13 protein-coding genes, 2 tRNA genes and 1 riboswitch are annotated in these 18,409 nt (G+C 64.4%); of the genes, 6 read left to right on the top strand and 9 right to left on the bottom strand.

The window, feature by feature from the left end; genetic code table 11:
* Positions 1 to 58: 58 nt before the first annotated feature.
* From nrdR to AC2YJX_RS04595, 3 genes are all read right to left on the bottom strand, one after another.
* Positions 59 to 508, bottom strand: coding sequence for a transcriptional regulator NrdR (gene nrdR, locus AC2YJX_RS04605; RefSeq protein WP_055394770.1), 450 nt, complete (start codon positions 506 to 508; stop codon positions 59 to 61).
* Between the two features lie 17 nt (positions 509 to 525).
* Complete coding sequence (gene glyA / locus AC2YJX_RS04600) at positions 526 to 1,770, bottom strand: serine hydroxymethyltransferase (protein WP_487255376.1); 1,245 nt, start codon at positions 1,768 to 1,770, stop codon at positions 526 to 528.
* Between the two features lie 35 nt (positions 1,771 to 1,805).
* Positions 1,806 to 1,960: riboswitch (ZMP/ZTP riboswitch) on the bottom strand.
* Between the two features lie 93 nt (positions 1,961 to 2,053).
* Entirely contained in the window at positions 2,054 to 2,893 is an 840-nt protein-coding gene (locus AC2YJX_RS04595; protein WP_055394774.1) for a lytic transglycosylase domain-containing protein, read from the bottom strand.
* A gap of 922 nt (positions 2,894 to 3,815) precedes the next feature.
* On the opposite strand from AC2YJX_RS04595, the gene AC2YJX_RS04590 reads away from it, so the two are divergent.
* Positions 3,816 to 6,572, top strand: coding sequence for a DUF349 domain-containing protein (locus AC2YJX_RS04590; RefSeq protein WP_218300327.1), 2,757 nt, complete (start codon positions 3,816 to 3,818; stop codon positions 6,570 to 6,572).
* Positions 6,573 to 6,723: 151 nt separating this feature from the next.
* Here AC2YJX_RS04590 and AC2YJX_RS04585 read toward each other — a convergent pair.
* A tRNA-Leu gene (locus AC2YJX_RS04585) sits at positions 6,724 to 6,808 on the bottom strand.
* A gap of 186 nt (positions 6,809 to 6,994) precedes the next feature.
* A tRNA-Leu gene (locus AC2YJX_RS04580) sits at positions 6,995 to 7,079 on the bottom strand.
* A 19-nt stretch (positions 7,080 to 7,098) separates the two neighbouring features.
* On the opposite strand from AC2YJX_RS04580, the gene rnr reads away from it, so the two are divergent.
* Positions 7,099 to 9,426 carry a ribonuclease R gene (rnr, locus tag AC2YJX_RS04575; RefSeq protein ID WP_055394778.1) on the top strand — a complete coding sequence of 776 codons (2,328 nt, stop codon included), beginning with the start codon at positions 7,099 to 7,101 and terminating at the stop codon, positions 9,424 to 9,426.
* Positions 9,427 to 9,519: 93 nt separating this feature from the next.
* Here rnr and AC2YJX_RS04570 read toward each other — a convergent pair whose 3' ends face one another.
* Positions 9,520 to 10,512: an alpha/beta fold hydrolase gene (locus AC2YJX_RS04570; RefSeq protein WP_487255375.1), complete on the bottom strand. Its 993-nt coding sequence runs from the start codon at positions 10,510 to 10,512 to the stop codon at positions 9,520 to 9,522.
* 130 nt (positions 10,513 to 10,642) lie between these two features.
* On the opposite strand from AC2YJX_RS04570, the gene AC2YJX_RS04565 reads away from it, so the two are divergent.
* Positions 10,643 to 11,383, top strand: coding sequence for a helix-turn-helix transcriptional regulator (locus AC2YJX_RS04565; protein WP_436131251.1), 741 nt, complete (start codon positions 10,643 to 10,645; stop codon positions 11,381 to 11,383).
* A 3-nt stretch (positions 11,384 to 11,386) separates the two neighbouring features.
* Here AC2YJX_RS04565 and AC2YJX_RS04560 read toward each other — a convergent pair whose 3' ends face one another.
* The 3 genes from AC2YJX_RS04560 to AC2YJX_RS04550 all read right to left on the bottom strand — a co-directional run bounded on the left by AC2YJX_RS04560 (position 11,387) and on the right by AC2YJX_RS04550 (position 15,655).
* Complete coding sequence (locus AC2YJX_RS04560) at positions 11,387 to 12,928, bottom strand: NAD(P)H-hydrate dehydratase (protein WP_487255374.1); 1,542 nt, start codon at positions 12,926 to 12,928, stop codon at positions 11,387 to 11,389.
* Positions 12,929 to 13,014: 86 nt separating this feature from the next.
* A complete protein-coding gene (locus tag AC2YJX_RS04555; RefSeq protein WP_487255373.1) occupies positions 13,015 to 14,247 on the bottom strand; it encodes an FAD-dependent oxidoreductase in 1,233 nt (410 codons plus the stop codon).
* Between the two features lie 52 nt (positions 14,248 to 14,299).
* Positions 14,300 to 15,655 carry an amidase gene (locus tag AC2YJX_RS04550; RefSeq protein WP_487255372.1) on the bottom strand — a complete coding sequence of 452 codons (1,356 nt, stop codon included), beginning with the start codon at positions 15,653 to 15,655 and terminating at the stop codon, positions 14,300 to 14,302.
* Positions 15,656 to 15,842: 187 nt separating this feature from the next.
* Between AC2YJX_RS04550 and rpsB the strand changes: the two genes are divergently transcribed.
* The 3 genes from rpsB (at position 15,843) to pyrH (ending at position 18,407) form a co-directional block, all read left to right on the top strand.
* Positions 15,843 to 16,595, top strand: a complete 753-nt coding sequence (rpsB, locus tag AC2YJX_RS04545; RefSeq protein WP_055398248.1) for a 30S ribosomal protein S2 — start codon at positions 15,843 to 15,845, stop codon at positions 16,593 to 16,595.
* Positions 16,596 to 16,701: 106 nt separating this feature from the next.
* On the top strand, positions 16,702 to 17,628 hold the full coding sequence (tsf, locus tag AC2YJX_RS04540; RefSeq protein ID WP_121505962.1) for a translation elongation factor Ts: 927 nt from the start codon (positions 16,702 to 16,704) through the stop codon (positions 17,626 to 17,628).
* A gap of 56 nt (positions 17,629 to 17,684) precedes the next feature.
* Complete coding sequence (gene pyrH, locus AC2YJX_RS04535) at positions 17,685 to 18,407, top strand: UMP kinase (RefSeq protein ID WP_010457839.1); 723 nt, start codon at positions 17,685 to 17,687, stop codon at positions 18,405 to 18,407.
* Positions 18,408 to 18,409 lie beyond the last annotated feature (2 nt).

The following is an 18,409-nucleotide window of genomic DNA, read 5'->3' as shown; positions in this document are numbered from 1 at the left end:
CGCCTGAGATCGTCCGGCCCTGTAGCCGGCACCGGTGCAGACAGCAATACGAAGGCTTTTACTTGCGCACTTCGTCGACCATGGCGCGGAAGTCGTCGATGTCTTCAAAGCTGCGGTACACGCTGGCAAAGCGGATGTATGCCACCTTGTCGAGCTTCTTGAGCTCGCGCATCACCAGCTCACCAATGCGGCTGGAGATCACCTCGCGCTGGCCCAGGTTGAGCAGCTTTTCCTCGATGCGCTCGATGGCGCTGTCGATCTGGTCGGTGCTCACGGGGCGCTTGCGCAAAGCCAGGTTGAACGAGGCGAGCAGCTTGCCCCGGTCGTATTCAATGCGGCGCCCGTCCTTCTTGACGATGGCCGGGAAGTTTACTTCCGGCCGCTCGTAGGTGGTAAAGCGCTTGTCGCACGCGCCGCACTGGCGGCGGCGGCGGATGAAGACCCCATCCTCAGACACCCGCGTTTCAACGACTTGCGTCTCGAGGTGGCTGCAGAAGGGGCACTTCATGGTTTTCGGCTGTGGATTTAGCCGTAGACGGGGAAGCGGGCGGTCAGGGCATTGACCTTGGCGCGCACCGCAGCGATGTTGGCTTCGTCGTGCGGGTTGTCCAGCACGTCGGCGATCAGATTGGCCGTGATGCGGGCCTCTTCTTCCTTGAAGCCGCGCGTGGTCATGGCAGGGGTGCCAATGCGCACGCCGCTGGTCACCATCGGCTTTTCAGGGTCGTTGGGGATCGCGTTCTTGTTGATGGTCATGTGGGCGGCGCCCAGCACGGCCTCGGCTTCCTTGCCGGTGATGCCCTTGGCGCGCAGGTCCACCAGCATCACGTGGCTTTGCGTGCCGCCGCTCACGATGCGCAGGCCGCGTGCGGTCAGCGTCTCTGCCACCACCTTGGCGTTCTTCGCTACTTGCTCCTGGTAGGCCTTGAACTCGGGTTGCAGAGCTTCCTTGAAGGCCACGGCCTTGGCGGCGATCACGTGCATCAGCGGGCCGCCTTGCAGGCCGGGGAAGATGGCGCTGTTGATAGCCTTTTCGTGCTGGGCCTTCATCAGGATGATGCCGCCACGGGGGCCGCGCAGGCTCTTGTGCGTGGTGGAGGTGACCACGTCGGCGTGGGGCACGGGGTTGGGGTACACACCAGCTGCGATCAAGCCAGCGTAGTGGGCCATGTCCACCATGAAGATCGCACCCACGTCCTTGGCCACCTTGGCAAAGCGCGCAAAGTCGATGTGCAGGCTGTAGGCCGATGCACCGGCGATGATCAGCTTGGGCTTGGTCTCGTGGGCCTTCTTTTCCATCGCTTCATAGTCGATGGCTTCGTTGGCGTCCAGGCCGTAGGAGACCACGTTGAACCACTTGCCCGACATGTTCAGCGGCATGCCATGTGTCAGGTGGCCGCCTTCGGCCAGGCTCATGCCCATGATGGTGTCGCCGGGCTTGAGGAAGGCCAGGAACACGGCCTCGTTGGCAGAGGCGCCGCAGTGGGGCTGCACGTTGGCGGCTTCTGCGCCGAAGATCTGCTTGACGCGGTCGATGGCCAGTTGCTCGGCCACGTCCACATGCTCGCAGCCACCGTAGTAGCGCTTGCCGGGGTAGCCTTCGGCGTATTTGTTGGTCAGCTGCGTGCCCTGCGCCCACATCACGGCGGGGGAGGCATAGTTCTCGCTGGCGATCAGCTCGATGTGGTGCTCTTGCCGGGCGTTTTCAGCCTGGATGGCGGCAAACAGTTCGGGGTCGGTTTGTTCGACAAGAATATTGCGGTCGTACATGATTGGCAGTCCTATGAACTTGTGTCCCTTGAAACAAGGGCTGCCCAGGCGAACGGCTGAACGCAGAGGGGATAAACCCCGTGCGGCACGCTTCCCAGTGGTTCACAAGAGGCAGGCCCTTGTCGGTTTCCACGTCAGCGGCAGCACCCTGTGTGGGATGCCGCGCCTATCGCCAGTCGCGTACCTCGCTAGTGTAGCTGACGTGACGCGCGCAAAGGTGCCAGGGAAATGGGAGGCGGTGTGTCCGAGGGATGTTTCTACCCCCAGGGGCTCGCGAACCTTGTCAGAGCCCGGAGAGCAGGGCCACTTTGTCACCGCTGGCGGCAGGCGTTGCGGGCGGTGCGGCCACCGGGATGACCTGTGCGGGAGCCTGGGTAGAGAGGTTGGGTGGTGGCGTGGTGGGCATGGCCCGGCCACCGGCGACCTGGCGCAGCCGGAAATGCTCGGCCATCACCTTGGCCGCATAGCCGCCATCGTCGGCAAGATTGCCTGCGCCGACATAAAAGCGCAGCCCGCCCTCCACCGAACCGGCGCGCGCAATGCACTCCTGCAGAACCTTCACGCCCACACGCAGATTGCTCACGGGGTCAAAGGCAGCAAAGTGCCCGCCAAAGTTCTGGTACTTGTCGGTGTGCACATTGGTCATCACCTGCATCAGCCCCTGGGCGCCAACGGCGCTTTGTGCAAATGGGTTGAAGCTCGACTCGATGGCCATGATGGCAAGGATCAGCGTCGGGTCGATCTTGGACTTTGCGCCAATTTCATAGGCCTCGGCCACCAGCACGCTCAGCGGCTCAGGGGCGACACGGTACTTCTTGCTGAGCCAGAAGGCGACGGCAGCCTGCTCTTTGGGCAGGTCCTTGGGGTTGCCCGCCGTGGCGCGCTCACTGGCTTCTGGCTCGATGGGCATGCCAAGCACTTCCACTTGGCGGGCCTGCAGCCAGTTCATCAACTGTGCTTCACCAGCCTGGCGCAAGTCCGGGCGGGCCGTGAGGGTGATCACGACGAAGGCGACAGCCAGACCGATGAGGGCAAAGCTGTTGTGGGTGATTTCAAGAAAACCTTCGGTCACGTCGGCCACGAAGGTCCGCACGCCGGAGACTATTTTTCCTGACGCTGTCATAGCTCTTCCTTTCTGAGGCGCCACAGTGAGCCGGGCAGTCGTCGGGGACTGTCTCGTCTCGGCGGATCGCCTGGATTGGTACGCCATCAAGTGAGGCCGCACGTCTTTGGTGTGCTTGGGGCCTGCTTTGACTTAGCCGGGTTCGGCAGCGAGGTTGGGGTTTTTACTAGCCCGTTTTGGGGCTGGCGGATTCTAGAAGTTCACTAAATGCTTAGTCAATACTAACATTTTGATTTTTAAGATCATTAAGTTATGAAAAGTATGTAAAAAATCACAGGTTTTAGGGGGTGTGCGCCGACCTGGCGCTCGGGACTTTGCGAGCTGTTGTTACGTGCGTATGTCAAATTCAATCGCCGGTCTTTTCGCCATTGAGAATCCAGTTTGAGTTGCGGCGGCGCCTTTGGTAAGGTTGCGTTGCCTGTAGATTTCAGGCATCGCCAGACGAAGCCAAGTCTCCCTCCGAGGGCATTCAGTGTCCTGGTGCAGCAGATGCGGCTTCTACGGCAAACCCCTGGAGGCAATACCTTGCCTCCTCGCCATGTGGACCTTCATCTCCGCATCGCGACCGATGGCAAAGACCGTTGTGTCAGCCGTCAAGCCCGGCAGGCAGGCCTTGAGGCCCTGTCTGCCGGGCTTTCTTGTTTGTGGCGTGGCGTGCTTTTGGGCTCTTGGCCCTTATATATAGATAATGGGGGCTGTTCCCTAGAGCGGCGGCACCCTTGCAGGGCCGCAGCATGTCAGCCCGTCTGGCAAAGCCTTGTGCCAGATCACCCCTCAGGGCTTGGCACACCGCCATGCTGCGGCCTGTTTGCCAAACCCGGTGAAAATAGCCGCTTTGTTGCCCTGGCGCGCGTGCAGCGCAGTTGCCGGGGCAGGCCTTCAGGCAGTGCGCCCGGGGCCGCCTTTGTTATCCATTGGATCCATGTTTCCATTTTTTTCCCGCAGCAAAATGTCCGACGCACCTGAAGTGAATCCGGCCCCGGCCAAAACCCATGAGCCGCATCCGCTTGATGCGCTGACCGGTGGCGCTTTTTCTGCCGCTACCTCAGGCGAGCGCGCCTCCCGCATTCGTGACTGGCTGGCTACCCAGCCAGACCACGAGCAGTTGCAGGAGGTTTTCAAAGAGTTGAGCGGGCGTGACAAGGGCGCCGCGCGCGCGGTGCGTGAGCGCCTCGATGAAATCCGCCGCGCCAAGGGCCAGGAGGTCATTGCCGCCGAGTGGGCTGAAAAAGCGCAGGTGCTGCTTGCAGCCCCTAAGCTCAACATTGCCGATGCCCTGGCATGGCAGCGTGATGCCGCCAAGGCGGGCGCACCGCTGTCCCGCGAGCCCTTGTCTGTGCTCAAGGTACAGGTCGCGGATCGCGTGAAGGTGATCGAGGATCTGCAGCACCGCGTTCAGGTGCAGCGTGAGGCGGCTGTGCTGCTGGCCCAGCGCATCGAAGTGCTTTCCACCAAGTCCTGGCGTGACGCTCAGGCGGCGCTGGAGCTGTTGCGTGCCGATGTGGCCCGCTGGCAAGAACAGGCGCAGGAATTGACTGGCGATGCCAGCTGGGCCAGTGTGGAGGCACGTTTCCCCCCCTTGCTCGATGCGTCGCGCACCCAGCTGCTGGTGGTGTGGGAGGCATTCCAGCCCGCTTTGGCCCAGGCTGTGGCGGCCGCCGAAGATGTCAATGCACCGCTGCCGCCAGTGCCCGTCTGGGCGGATGAGCTGCGTACCGCGCGCGGCCTGCCCACGGAGGCTGCTGCTGCCGCTGCGGCCGCCAAGCCTGCGCGTGTTGCCAAGCCCAAAGTCGCGCCGGAAGTGATTGAAAAGGCTGCGCATAGTGTGCGGGAGGCCTTGGCGGTCCTCGAAAAGGAAACTGCCGAGGGTCATGGGAAGGCCAGTGCCGGGGCTGCAGCCGCGCTGCGCGCCGTGCTCAAGGTGCATGGCAAACACATCGATAGCGCCCTGGAGCAGCAGGTGCATACGGCTCTGGTGGCGGCTGGTGAGCTGGAAGGCTGGCAACGCTGGAGCGCAGACCAGGTGCGCGAAGACCTGGTGGCCAAGGCTGAGGCCTTGCTCAACCGCCCTGAGGGCCAGGCCCTGGGCGGCCGCAAGATGCAGGAAACCCTGCGCAACCTGCGCGAGCAGTGGAAACAGGCAGACCAGGGCGGGGCTCCCAACCACAGCCTGTGGAAGAAATTCGACGAAGCCTGCAACGCTGCGCACAAGGTGGTGGAGGCGTGGCTTGACAAGATCCGCACCGAAGCCGCTGAGCACAAGGCCCAGCGCCTGGCGCTGATCGAAGAGGTCAAGGCGTGGGCGCAGGAACATGCCAACTCTGGCGACTGGAAAGCCATCAACCGTGCCCTCCACCAGTTTGGTGATCGCTGGCGCGAAGGCGGCCATGTGGGCGAGAAGCTGTTTGCGGAACTGCAACCCCTTTGGAAGCAGGCGATTTCCATGGCAGCTGCTCCTCTGGAAGCTGCACAGAAGGAAAGCCTGGCCCGCCGCCATGCAATGATTGATGAGGCCATGGCCCTTGGTGCGGCGCCCACTTTGCGCATCGATGCTGTCAAGGCGCTGCAGCAGCGCTGGCAGGCTGAGGCGCAAACCGTGCCCTTGGACCGCAAGCACGAGCAGAAGCTGTGGGATGCGTTTCGCAAACCCATCGATGAAGCCTTCAACCGCAAGTCGGCAGACCGCGAGCGCGCGGTGACCGAATTGAGCGCACGCGATCGCGTGGTGCTGGAGGCTTCCAAGGCCCTGGAGGCTGCCAATGCCAGCGGTGATGCGCAGCAGATTCGCGCGGCCATGCAGGCGCTGGAAGCTGCACTGCGCGGTCAGGCCCAGGCGGCAGAAGCTGTGGCCACGGCGCAAAAGGATGCTCAGGCGCATTCAGAGGCGCAGGCAGGCGCTCTCCCGGTTGCTACCGAGGGTGGCGCCGGTGAATCTGCCGAAACCCCCGATGGTGGTGAAGTTGCCGAGGTTGCCACTCCAGCGCCCGCAGCATCTAAGCCTGCTGCCCGGCCTGTGGTGGCAGTGCGCGGTGACGACCGCCCAGGCATGAAGAAGGATGCGCCTGCGGCCCCTGGCCGTGGTGCGCGTCCAGGCGACCGCCGCGATGGTCGTCCGGGTGATCGCGATGGCGCCCGTGGCCCGCGTGGCGATGGCCGCATGGGCGACCGTGCTGACCGTGGCGGCCGTTTTGGCGAGCGCCCTGCGTTCGAGGACCGCGGCCCCCGCCTGGGTGACACCGCGTTCCGCGCCCAGCGCGAAGCCATGGAGCATGCCCAGCTGGCCTTGAAGAAGCTGGCGGCTCAGGCCCACGGCGAGGCGCTGACCCAGTTGTTGACGGCCTGGGAGAAGCGCGATGCAGCGCTGGTGCCCGGCACGCAAGATCTGGGTTCGGGTGTGACGGCATCGGTGCGCAGCGCATGGACGCAAGCGCTGACGGCTGCCCCCAAGGGTGATGCGGCAGAAGCGCTGCTGCGCCTGGAGATGGCGGCTGAGGCACCCACTCCGGCGGAGCACATCGCTGCCCGTCGCATGCTGCAGTTGCAGCTGCTGACGCGCCGCAATGATCCTGCGCCTGCACAGACCTGGGGGCAGGATGTGGCGCGCGTGCTGGCCAGCTCCAGCGATGCAGGCAGCGCACGCCGTTTGCAGAACGTGCTGAAAACACTGCTGCGCAAGTGACGTGATGTGACGGGTGGGCATGTGCACTGCGGTGTGTGTGTGCCCACAGCGCTTACCGCAACACGCAAGACGAGATCGCTGGTGGTCTCGTTTTTCTTTGGCGGCCAGAAAACAAAAAAGCCGTTGCAACTGCAACGGCTTTTAATGTGTTTGGTGCCCAGGAGAGGACTCGAACCTCCACGATGTTACTCGCTAGTACCTGAAACTAGTGCGTCTACCAATTCCGCCACCTGGGCTTTCAGATCAGCCTCGAATTATAGGACAAGAAACTCAGGCTTCTGGAGAGTTTTCAAAAAAATGTACCGTCGGTTCAAAATTCTTTGGCCGCAACAGAAGGTGCAAAACGTATCGGCAAATAAAAAAGCCGCTGTGTGTACAGCGGCTTCGATATTTTGAAAACCATCGCTGGTTCTCGTTAAACTTGGTGCCCAGGAGAGGACTCGAACCTCCACGATGTTACTCGCTAGTACCTGAAACTAGTGCGTCTACCAATTCCGCCACCTGGGCATTTCAGGAAAGTCTAAGATTGTATATCAAAAAAACCACCCCCGGCACGCAGTCCACGCATTTGTCGGACGAGATTGAAGGCAGCGTGCAAGGGCACCGTGATGGACACGGTTTTGTCATCCGTGACGATGGCGAAGGCGACATCTATATCCCCCCGAACGAAATGCGCGCAGTCTTGCACAAGGACCGTGTGCGCGTGCGCATCGTCCGCCAGGACCGCCGTGGCCGCCCCGAAGGGCGCGTCGTTGAAATCATTGAGCGTCCGCCCCAGCCCATCATTGGCCGACTGCTGCAGGAAAGCGGCGTGTGGCTGGTGGCCCCCGAAGACAAACGCTACGGTCAGGATGTACTGATCCCCAAGGGCGCCACCGGTGCCGCGAAGCCCGGGCAGGTCGTGGTGGTTGAGCTGACAGAACCTCCAGCCCTGTTCGGCCAGCCTGTGGGACGCATCACCGAAGTGCTTGGCGAGGTCGATGACCCCGGCATGGAGATCGAAATCGCCGTGCGCAAGTACGGTGTGCCACACGAGTTCTCTGCCGAGTGCCTCGCACAGGCCAAAGAGCTCCCCGACAAGGTGCGCGCGCAGGACAAGAAGCGTCGCGTGGACCTGACCGACGTGCCCCTGGTCACCATCGACGGCGAAGATGCGCGCGACTTCGACGATGCCGTGTACTGCGAGCCCGCCAAGGTTGGCCGCAGCAAGGGCTGGCGTCTGCTGGTGGCGATTGCCGACGTGAGCCACTATGTAGAAACGGGCAGCGCCATCGACATCGATGCCTACGACCGCGCCACCAGCGTGTACTTCCCGCGCCGCGTGATCCCCATGCTGCCCGAGAAGCTCAGCAATGGGCTCTGCTCTCTGAACCCCGAGGTAGAGCGCCTGTGCATGGTCTGCGACATGCTGGTCACCGCCAAGGGCGAGGTGCATGCCTACCAGTTCTACCCGGCCGTGATGTTCAGCCATGCGCGCTTCACGTACACCGAAGTGGCGGCCATCCTGGCCAACACGCGCGGCCCCGAGGCCAGCAAGCGCAAGGACCGCGTGAAGGACTTGCTCAACCTGCATGACGTGTACCGCGCGCTGCTCATCGCGCGCCAGGCGCGCGGCGCGGTGGACTTCGAGACCACCGAAACACAGATCGTCTGCGACGAAAACGGCCGCATCGAGAAGATCGTGCCGCGCACCCGTAACGATGCGCACAAGCTCATCGAGGAGGCCATGCTGGCCGCCAACGTGTGCAGCGCTGACTTTATCGCCCAGGGCGGACAGCCCGGCCTGTTCCGGGTGCACGAAGGCCCCACGCCCGAGAAGCAGGAGATCCTGCGCAACTACCTCAAGGCCATGGCTGTGGGCATGACGATCGGCGACGACCCGAAACCCGGTGACTTCCAGGCCATCGCCACGGCAACCAAGGACCGGCCCGACGCACAGCAGATCCACACCATGCTGCTGCGCTCCATGCAGCAGGCCATCTACACGCCCGTCAACAGTGGGCACTTTGGCCTGGCGTTCGATGCCTACACGCATTTCACCAGCCCGATCCGGCGCTACCCCGACCTGCTGGTGCACCGGGTCATCAAGGCCATTCTGAGCAAGACGAAGTACGCGCTGCCGTCCTTGCCCACACCCGGCGAAGCCCATGCCAAGCTGGCCAAGCGGTTGGCGGCCCGCGTGGCGGCGCCCGGCACCAAGCCCCGCAAGGATGTAGCACCGCCAAGCCGCGACACCCAGGCCTGGGAGGCCGCAGGCCTGCACTGCAGTGCCAACGAACGCCGTGCCGACGAGGCCAGCCGCGATGTGGAAGCCTGGCTCAAGTGCAAGTACATGCGCGAACACCTGGGCGAGGAATACAGCGGCGTGGTCAGCGCAGCAACGAGCTTCGGCATCTTCGTCACGCTGGACGCGATGTATGTCGAAGGCCTGGTACACATCACCGAACTGGGCGGCGAGTACTTCAAGTTCGACGAGGCGCGCCAGGAGCTGCGTGGTGAGCGCACAGGCATCCGCTACGCCATCGGCGCGCGGGTCCGGGTGCAGGTCAGCCGTGTGGACTTGGACGGACGCAAGATCGACTTCCGCCTGGTGCGCGAGGGCGAAGAGTTGCTGGGCCGCGCGTTGAAAGACAAGGGCCTGGGCACAGAAGGCGCTGGTGGCGCCCGCAAGGCGGGTGGCCGGTCCGGTGGACGCAAGTCCGACAAGGGGCCAACCCCATCTGCCACGGAGCAAGCGGGCCTTTCGCGTGAGCGGGCCGCGCGTTCACCGATCCAGTCTCTGAAAGCATCTGTCAAGAAGGCGGTTGCGGGAAAATCCAGCAAGAGCAAGGCGCGCAAGCCCCGTCGGGGCTGACACAAGCGGGGACGGCGTACAAAATCACGCTCAAGCTATTGCTCACTAATTGATAGCTGCTAGCGCTTTATAGATAAGCGCTAGCAGCTATTTTTATTGGATTTTCGGTGTGGTCTCGCGCGGGGTCGTGGCCACAACGCCCAAGAAGCGGGCGTACCGCTGCGCCGTCTCTTTGGGCGCCTCCATCATGGGCAGGTGGCCAATGCCGGGCAGTGCTTCGGCATGGGCGTAGGGCAACAGCTTCTGCAAAGTCTGCAGTCCAGAGTGGTCGAACACGCGGTCGCTCTCGCCCCACAGGGCGAGGATGGGGTGTTGCTGCAACGTGCTCAGTCGTTGCTCCAGCAGGTAGCGGTCTTTGAGCTGCGCGTCCCACAGGCGCGTGTTGGAGGTGGCGTTGCGCAGCGCTTCTTGTTCAGACGCATGCAGGATGGGGTAGGGCAAAAAGGGGCGCTTTTCAAACACCAGATCCATCATGGCGCCGAAGGCTGCGGCATCGTGGGCTACCAGCGGGCGTTGTCCGGTGTCGATGAGGCGGTCCATGGTGCTGGGCTGGGGCGAGCGAATGCCGTGGGGTGCGCCGATGAACGCCACGCTGGCCACGCGCTCGGGATGCTGCAAAGCAAAGAGCGCGGCGATGGTGCCGCCCATTGAGTTGCCCGCCAGATGCACTTTCGCAAGGCCGAGCGCGTCCAGAAACGCGGCCAGCCGCGTGACGTGGGCGGCGTAGTCGTAGGGCTGGTCTGCCCGCCGTGTGCTCTCGCCAAAACCCGGGATATCTGGGGCAATCACCCGGTACTGGCCGGTGAGCGGTCGCGCAAAATCCACCCAATGGTCTTTCTCCGCAAAAATGCCGTGCAGCAGAACGATGGGCGTGCCACTGCCGTGGCCCGGCGCGGGGTTTGGGGGCGTGCCGTTGTCCAGGTAGTGGATGGTGTGCATGGCCGCATCGGCGGTTTTTTCTTCCAGGCCGGACAGATGGCGATTGGCGCTGAGCAGAGGCTCTTTGAACAGCGAAGGTGCCCCGTAGTAGAGGCCGACCGTGCCCAGTACCAGAGCCGTTGCGACAGAAATAACGATGCGTTTCAAGAAGCGTTCTCCAAGGATATGGCTGCGTGCATGCCTGGAGCTGCTGCTTCAAGCGTCAACACACGCTCGGCCCCTGGCGGGAGAGGCAAGGCTACGGAGAACGCGGTAAAAAAACTTGTAGGTTTGGGCTATGCCAGCACGCAACACACTGACCCTGGGCACTGACCGGGCGCTCTACGTCGGAGAGATCCCGGCCACGGGCTGGCACTGCCATGCGTCGCCGGTGCTTCTGATGGGGCTCTCGGGTCGGTTCGCGGTGCACTGGGGGGCAGGGCGTGTGGAGACCTGCCACAGCGCGCTGGTGGACGCAGGCGTGGAGCACCTGTTCGACCCTTGCGGCGAGACGGTTGCCCTGGTGTACCTGGAGCCCGATTCGCGCGAAGCACGGGGGTTGCGCGGTCTGTTCCAGCAAGAGGGTGGTGTGGTGCTGGATGTCGCAGTTTCCGTGGGGGCGCGCAGTGCCATGGAGGGCTATCTAAATCACTTCGACCTGCCCGCCTTGCTGCGTTGCCCGCTCGATAACGAGGTGGCGCCGCTGGACCCACGCGTGGCGCGCAGCCTGCATGTGCTGCGCCATCCGCAGGCGGGGCGGGTGGCACGGGGTGACCTGGCCTCGGGCGTCCAGCTTTCGGCATCGCGTTTCAACCACCTGTTTCGCGCCGAGATGGGCGTGAGCTTGCGCAGCTACCGCGTCTGGTCCCAGGTGCGGCTGGCGATGGCGGGGCTGGCGCTCAGCCCGCGCCTGACCGACGCGGCGCTACATGGCGAGTTTTCTGATTCGGCCCACTTCAGCCGCATGTTCCGGCAGACCTTTGGCATGACACCGTCGAGCGTGCTCAAGCCGCTCAAGACGGTGACCTTGCTGGCTTGAGGCTCAGCTTCCGCCCACGCGCCGCGCCAGCACACTGGCCGTCAGCGCCTGGCGCGCTGGCCAATCATCAGCCGCCTGGCCATGCTGGTACACCGCTTCACTCGCAGCGCGCAAGGCGCTCGCGCCAGCGGCCAGGTGAGCGCCCACCATGCCTGCCAGCACATCGCCCGTACCCGCCGTGGCCAGGCGCGCATTGCCCGTGGGGTTGATGGCCGGGACGCGGTCGGGTGCGGCAACCACGGTGCCCGAGCCCTTGAGCACCGCCACGCAGTTGAACTGGTCTGCCAGCTGCTGCGCGGCCCCAAGCCGGTTGGCTTGGACTTCGGCGGTGGTCAGGCCCAGCAGGCGCGCAGCCTCCAGCGGGTGCGGCGTGAGCACCGTGGGTTGCCCGTGCTGGCCGCGCGCCACCACCAGCGCGTGCAAAGCGGCCTGGGTGGCGATGGTGTTGAGCGCATCGGCGTCCAGAACCAGCCGGGCTGCGCGGGTGATGACCTCGGGCAGAACGCGTGCGATGGCCTGCCCGCCGCCACAGCCGCAGACCACGGTGAGCTGTTCCAGTGCCAGTGCGTCAAAGCGGCGGAACATCAACTCGGGCTGCTGTGGGTCGAGTTGCTGCTGGCCGTTGTCTAGCAGGGCCACCAGCACCCGGCCCGCGCCGCTGTGCAGAGCGGCCGAAGCGGCCAGCAGTGCGGCGCCCGCCATGCCCATGCCCCGCGCTGCCAGTCCTTCGCCGCCCAACACGGCCACGTCGCCATAGCTGCCCTTGTGGCTGGCATGGGCGCGGGGGGCGGGCAGGGCGGGGCCGGAAAGCCAGGCGTTGGGCGGCTCGTGCCCGGGTTCTACGCCCAGATCATCCAGCCAGACCTGGCCTGCTGCGTCCCGCCCGGCGGCGGTGAACAGGCCGGGCTTGAGAGTGAGCAGACTCAGTGTGTGGCGTGGCGGGGGCGCTTGCTGGTGCAGGTGGTAGTGCTGGTGGGTTGGGGTGTCGGGCGCAAGGCCTGCAGCAAACTGGCCGGTGTCTGCGTCCAGCCCGCTGGGCAGGTCCACGGCCAGCACGGGGGCCGGGCTGCGGTGCAGGGCTTGCAGACAGGCCTGGAGCCTTGTGTCGGGCGGGCGTGCGGGGCTGTGGGGTGAAGAAGAGACGCCAATGCCCAGCAGCGCATCAACGCACAGGTCGTTGGCCCCCAGATCGCCGGGTGCGGTGTCTGCCCAGACCACGCCCGCATCCAGCGCCCGCTGCCACGAGGCCCTGGCATCGGCCGGGGCCGTATCGGGCTGGCCCAGCCAGGTCACGATCACTCTGCGGCCACAGCGCTGCAGGTGCATGGCAGCCTCCAACCCGTCACCCCCGTTGTTCCCGGGCCCGCAGGCAATCCACACGGTGCGTGCGTGGGGGGCCAGCGCCTGGGCCAATTGCGCCACGGCGAGGCCGGCGCGTTGCATGAGGGTGTGCGGGGGCAGGGCGACCGCCGCCGCTTTTTCCAGGCGGCGGGTGGCGGCTGTGTTGAACAGGGGATAAGGCTGGTGGGCGGTGATGCGGTGCATGGGCTGCAGGGGGCAAGGGCTGCTGCCAGTGGCAGCGCGCCTGCCATTGTGCGCCGACACCCCGTGGGGGCAAAGCGCAGGAAGGTTCAGAATCGACGCATGCCCAGCCCGTCCAGCGACACCTCGGGCTCGCGCTGCGCGATCAAGTCGGCCAGCGCCCGGGCGCTGCCGCAGGCCAGAGCCCAGCCACTTGCGCCGTGGCCGGTGTTGATCCACAAGCCCGGCACGCCGCTGGCGCCCACCACCGGTGCTCCGTCGGGCAGCATGGTGCGGGCGCCGCGCCAGATCTGCAGGTTGGATGACAGCTGCACGCCACCGGGGAACCAGTCGTTCAACGTGCGGTACAGGCGCTGCAGTGTGGGGGTGTGGTGCTCGGCATCGGCCCCGGCCAGTTCAGCGCCACCGGCAATGCGCACACGCTGGCCCAGGCGGGTGATGGATATCTGCTGACCCGCATCCACCACGCTGGCGCGCGGGGCGTGGGTGGATTCGCGCAGCGGGGCACTGACGGAGTAGCCATACACGGCCGCCATGGGCAGGCCCAGGCCCAGCGCGGGCAGCAGCGTGGCTGATGCCATGCCCGCGCACAGCACCACGGCATCAAATCGACGCAGGTCCGCTTCGCCTTGCAGCACCACGCCGGTGGGGCTGCTGCCCAGTCGGTCCACGCGGGTGTTGAACACAAACTGCACGCCACCGCCCTGAATACCCTGGCGCAGCAGCTGGGCAAACAGGCGGCAGTTGCCCGCGCGCGCGTCGGGCAAGTGGATGGCGCCTGCCAGCGGCGCCTCGGGCGACAGGCCGGGCTCGATCTGGCGCGCCACATCGGCGTCGATCTCGCGCAAGGTCACGTCGCTGTCGCGCAGCACCTGCAGTGCGGGCTGCAGGCGCGTGCGGTCTTCCTCAGTGCGCAGCAGCACCAGGCGGCCATCGCTGGCTTCGAAATCCAGCTCGTGCTGGCTGGCGATGGATTGCAGGCGCGTCTGGCTGTACTGCGCCAAGCGCTCGACGGCTGTAGCCGGGGCGCTGTGGCTGCGGGCCATGCTGCGCCAGCGGCGCAACCAGGCCCAGTTGGCGAGGGTCAGGCCGCCTGCCATCCGCAGGGTGGCCTGTGCCCCCATCAGTCGCAGCGGCTGGCCAAAGCCCGGCACTGCCCAGGGGCTCAGCAGGTAGGGGGCGAGCAGTCCTGCAGTGGCAAAGCTGGCTTCCTCGGCGGCTGCGCTGCGTTGTTCGAACACCGTGACTTCGTGGCCGTCGCTGGCCAGCTCGTATGCGGTGGTGACGCCGATGATGCCGGCGCCCACGATAGCAATCTTCATGAATATGGGTGTTTTTGGCTTCTGGCGCTTGTTGGTAAAGCGCGAGCAGCTATTATTTTTGTAGTATTTGTTCGATCTGCAGGCTCACGTTGAGCACCGTGTCGTCCCTGAGCGCTCCGTGCCAGACCATCAGCCCGACCGGGAGTTCCCCTGGCACATGGCAAGGCAGCGACAGCGCACAGCCATCCAGCAGATTGACCACGCTGGTGTTGCGCAGCAGCAAGTTGTTGACGCGGAAGAACTCGGCGTCGCGGGCTGCGTCCTGGGCTTTGTCCACGCCATTGGCGGGGGCGACATCGGCCACCAGCGGTGCCACGATGGGCACGGTGGGCGACAGCAGGGCGTCGTAGGGCTCCATATCGGCGAGCATGCGTGCAATCCATTGCTGGCGCGCCTGCACCAGGTCGATGTATTCCCAGGCCATCAGCGTGGCGCCTTTTTCAATGCGCATGCGCACCCGGGGGTCGTAGCCGTCGCCTGCGCGCTGCAGCAGCTCGCGGTGCCAGGCGTAGGCTTCGGGGGCGGCAAAACCATAGGCGGGCTGCTCCAGCACGGCGGGCAGGTCGACGGTGTCGATCTGGGCGCCGGCCTGGCGCAAGGCTTCCACGCTGCGCTCAAAGGCGCGCGCCACGGTGGCATCCAGCCCGTCGAGGAAGAGGGTGGACGGCACCGCCAGCCGGTACTGCGACAGCGGCGCCAGGCTGCGCGTCACGCGCCGGGCGGCCAGCACCTCGTGCGCCACGATGGCGTCGCGCACTGTGCGCGTCATGGCGCAGGCAGTGTCCAGGGTGGTGGACAGCGGCACGGCGCCAGCGGTAGGCACCAGCCGGGCGGTGTTCTTGAAGCCCACGATGCCGTTGAGCGCCGCAGGAATGCGGATGGAGCCGCCGGTGTCCGATCCCAGTCCAATGAACGCGGCGCCAGTGGCGACCGACACCCCGGCGCCGGACGAAGACCCGCCGGGCACCCGGGGTGCGCCGGGCACGGCGCCAAAACGGGCGTCCCAGGCAGCAGGCGTGCCGTAGTGGGGGTTGACGCCCACGCCCGAGAAAGCGAACTCCACCATGTTGGTGCGGCCAATCAGGCTGGCACCCGCTGCGCGCAGCCGGGCCACGGCCGGGCAGTCTTGAGCTGCTGCGGGAGCCCCCGCCAGCGCGGTGGAGCCTGCCGGGGTGGGTTGGCCGGCCACGTCAAACAGGTCCTTCACCGACACCGACAGCCCGGCCAGAGGCAACTGGGCCACGCCCGGCTGCACCGCTGTGGTGCGAGCCTCGTCGAACAGGGTTCGCACAAAGCTGTGGGCGTTGGAGGTGGCCTGGGCAGCGTCGATGCAGCGTTCCAGCTCGGCGGGCGCGGAAGTGGCGCCGTCCCGCAGTTGCTCACGGGTGGCGATCAGGTCAGGGAGCATGGGTGTGCTAGAATCTTTGGGTTTTGCTGGGAGCAGTAGCGCAGTGGTGCAAGGTTTGCACAACCAGCGTGGCCGCTGCGGCAAGACCAATCGCAAAGCAGCCCTGTCAAGGTGTTGCGGTGTTCGTGACGATCACGGCACTGCAAATATTGGGGCTGATTTTAGACCTAACCTTTGGAGTATTTTTATGTCCGTTACCATGCGCGAAATGCTGGAAGCCGGTGTCCACTTCGGTCACCAAACCCGCTTCTGGAACCCCAAGATGGCCCCCTACATCTTCGGCCATCGCAACAAGATTCACATCATCAACCTGGAAAAGTCGCTGCCACTGTTCCAGGAAGCCCAAAAGTTCGCCAAGCAACTGGCTGCCAACCGCGGCACGATCCTGATGGTCGGCACGAAGCGCCAAGCCCGTGAAATCCTGGCCACCGAAGCGCAACGCGCTGGCGTGCCTTTCGTGGATCAGCGCTGGCTGGGCGGCATGCTGACGAACTTCAAGACCGTGAAGACCTCGATCAAGCGCCTCAAGGACATGAAGGCCCAGCAAGAAGCTGGCCTCGACAGCCTGAGCAAGAAGGAGCAACTGACGTTCTCCCGCGAAATCGAGAAGCTCGAAAAGGATATCGGCGGCATTCAGGACATGGCTGCTCTGCCCGATGCCATCTTCATCATCGACGTGGGCTTCCACAAGATCGCCGTGGCCGAAGCCAAGAAGCTGGGCATCCCGCTGATCGGTGTGGTCGATACCAACCACTCGCCTGAAGGCATCGACTACGTGATCCCTGGCAACGACGACTCGGCCAAGGCTGTGACGCTGTACGCCCGTGGCATCGCTGACGCGATCATCGAAGGCCGTGCCAACGCCGTGAATGAAGTCGTGAAGGCTGCTACTGCAGAGAGCACCGACGAATTCGTGGAAGTGCAAGAAGCCGCTGCCTGATAGCCCGGCTGCGCGATCCGTCGCGAACAAAAGCGGGGCCCCTGGTGAGCCCCCTTTTTTTTAGCCCGAATCTGAACTGACTGAACTGAACACTGAAGGAACAAAGATGGCTGCAATTACCGCAAGCATGGTTGCTGAACTGCGTGGCAAGACCGACGCTCCGATGATGGAATGCAAGAAGGCGCTGACGGAAGCCGACGGCGACATGGCCAAGGCGGAAGAGCTGCTGCGCGTCAAGCTGGGCACCAAGGCTGGCAAGGCTGCATCGCGTATCACGGCTGAAGGCGTGGTCGCCAGCTACATCGACGGCACCACCGGTGCCTTGGTGGAAGTCAACAGCGAAACCGACTTCGTCTCCAAGAACGACAGCTTCATCGCCATGGCCAACGCTGCTGCCAAACTGGTGGCTGAACACAACCCCGCCACCGTCGAAGCCTTGGGCGCGCTGCCCTATAGCCAAGACAGCTTCGGCCCCACGCTGGAAGACGTGCGCAAGGGCCTGATCGGCAAGATCGGCGAGAACATGTCCTTCCGCCGCTTCAAGCGCTTCAGCGGCTCCAACCTGGCAGCCTACCTGCACGGTTCGCGCATCGGCGTGGTGGTGGAGTTCGAAGGCGACGCTGCAGCAGCCAAGGACGTTGCCATGCACGTGGCCGCCATGAAGCCCGTGGCCCTGACCAGCGCCGACGTGCCTGCAGATCTGATCGCCAAGGAGCGCTCGGTCGCCGAAGGCAAGGCCGACGAAGCCAACAAGGAACTCGTGGCTGCTGGCAAGCCTGCACAAAGCGCTGAAATCACGGCCAAGCGCATCGACGGCGCGGTGCAGAAGTACCTCAAGGAAGTCTCGCTGGCCGACCAGGTCTTCGTGAAGGCTGCCGACGGCAAGCAAACCGTGGCCCAGATGCTCAAGGCTGCCAACACCAACGTGAAGGGCTTCACGCTGTACGTGGTGGGCGAAGGCATTGAGAAGAAGGTGGACGACTTTGCAGCCGAAGTGGCTGCCCAGGTGGCTGCTGCCAAGGCTGCTGCCTGATCGTTCCCTGTAACCACCCCACCAAAGCCTCGTACCACTTACCGGAGAAATTTCCCATGTCCAACGCTGCACCAGCCCACAAGCGCATTTTGCTCAAGCTGTCTGGTGAGGCGCTGATGGGGGATGACGCCTTCGGTATCAACCGCGCCACCATCGTGCGCATGGTCGAGGAGATCGCCGAAGTGACCCGCCTGGGTGTGCAGGTGGCGGTGGTGATCGGTGGGGGCAATATTTTCCGTGGCGTCGCGGGCGGTTCGGTCGGTATGGACCGCGCCACCGCTGACTACATGGGCATGCTGGCCACCGTGATGAATGCGCTGGCCCTGGCCGATGCCATGGACAAGCAGGGCCTGGTGGCCCGCGTGATGTCCGCCATTGCCATCGAGCAGGTGGTTGAGCCCTATGTGCGCCCCAAAGCGCTGCAGTATCTTGAAGAGGGCAAGGTCGTCGTGTTTGCGGCCGGCACGGGCAATCCTTTCTTCACCACCGACACCGCCGCAGCGTTGCGCGGTGCCGAAATCGGTGCTGAACTGGTGCTCAAGGCCACCAAGGTGGACGGCGTTTATACTGCCGACCCTCAGAAGGACCCCACGGCCACGCGTTATACGAAGCTCAGCTTTGACGAGGCCATGTCCCGCAATCTGGGCATCATGGATGCGACCGCGTTTGCCTTGTGCCGCGACCAGAAGCTGCCCGTGCGGGTGTTCTCCATCATCAAGCACGGCGCCCTGAAGCGTGTGGTGATGGGTGAAGACGAAGGTACGCTGGTTTACGCTTGACG

The organism is Acidovorax sp. SRI_002 (assembly GCF_057586455.1).
The sequence above is the reverse complement of the archived record's forward strand: the minus strand, read 5'-3'. Positions and strand labels throughout refer to the sequence as shown.

What these genes read in the sequence shown, in the direction of transcription:
- AC2YJX_RS04595 (WP_055394774.1), bottom strand. Translation starts at nt 2,893, where the DNA reads ATGACAGCGTCAGGAAAAATAGTCTCCGGCGTGCGGACCTTCGTGGCC.
- AC2YJX_RS04550 (WP_487255372.1), bottom strand. Translation starts at nt 15,655, where the DNA reads ATGCTCCCTGACCTGATCGCCACCCGTGAGCAACTGCGGGACGGCGCC.
- AC2YJX_RS04590 (WP_218300327.1), top strand. Translation starts at nt 3,816, where the DNA reads ATGTTTCCATTTTTTTCCCGCAGCAAAATGTCCGACGCACCTGAAGTG.
- glyA (WP_487255376.1), bottom strand. Translation starts at nt 1,770, where the DNA reads ATGTACGACCGCAATATTCTTGTCGAACAAACCGACCCCGAACTGTTT.
- pyrH (WP_010457839.1), top strand. Translation starts at nt 17,685, where the DNA reads ATGTCCAACGCTGCACCAGCCCACAAGCGCATTTTGCTCAAGCTGTCT.
- AC2YJX_RS04555 (WP_487255373.1), bottom strand. Translation starts at nt 14,247, where the DNA reads ATGAAGATTGCTATCGTGGGCGCCGGCATCATCGGCGTCACCACCGCA.
- nrdR (WP_055394770.1), bottom strand. Translation starts at nt 508, where the DNA reads ATGAAGTGCCCCTTCTGCAGCCACCTCGAGACGCAAGTCGTTGAAACG.
- tsf (WP_121505962.1), top strand. Translation starts at nt 16,702, where the DNA reads ATGGCTGCAATTACCGCAAGCATGGTTGCTGAACTGCGTGGCAAGACC.
- AC2YJX_RS04565 (WP_436131251.1), top strand. Translation starts at nt 10,643, where the DNA reads ATGCCAGCACGCAACACACTGACCCTGGGCACTGACCGGGCGCTCTAC.
- rpsB (WP_055398248.1), top strand. Translation starts at nt 15,843, where the DNA reads ATGTCCGTTACCATGCGCGAAATGCTGGAAGCCGGTGTCCACTTCGGT.
- AC2YJX_RS04560 (WP_487255374.1), bottom strand. Translation starts at nt 12,928, where the DNA reads ATGCACCGCATCACCGCCCACCAGCCTTATCCCCTGTTCAACACAGCC.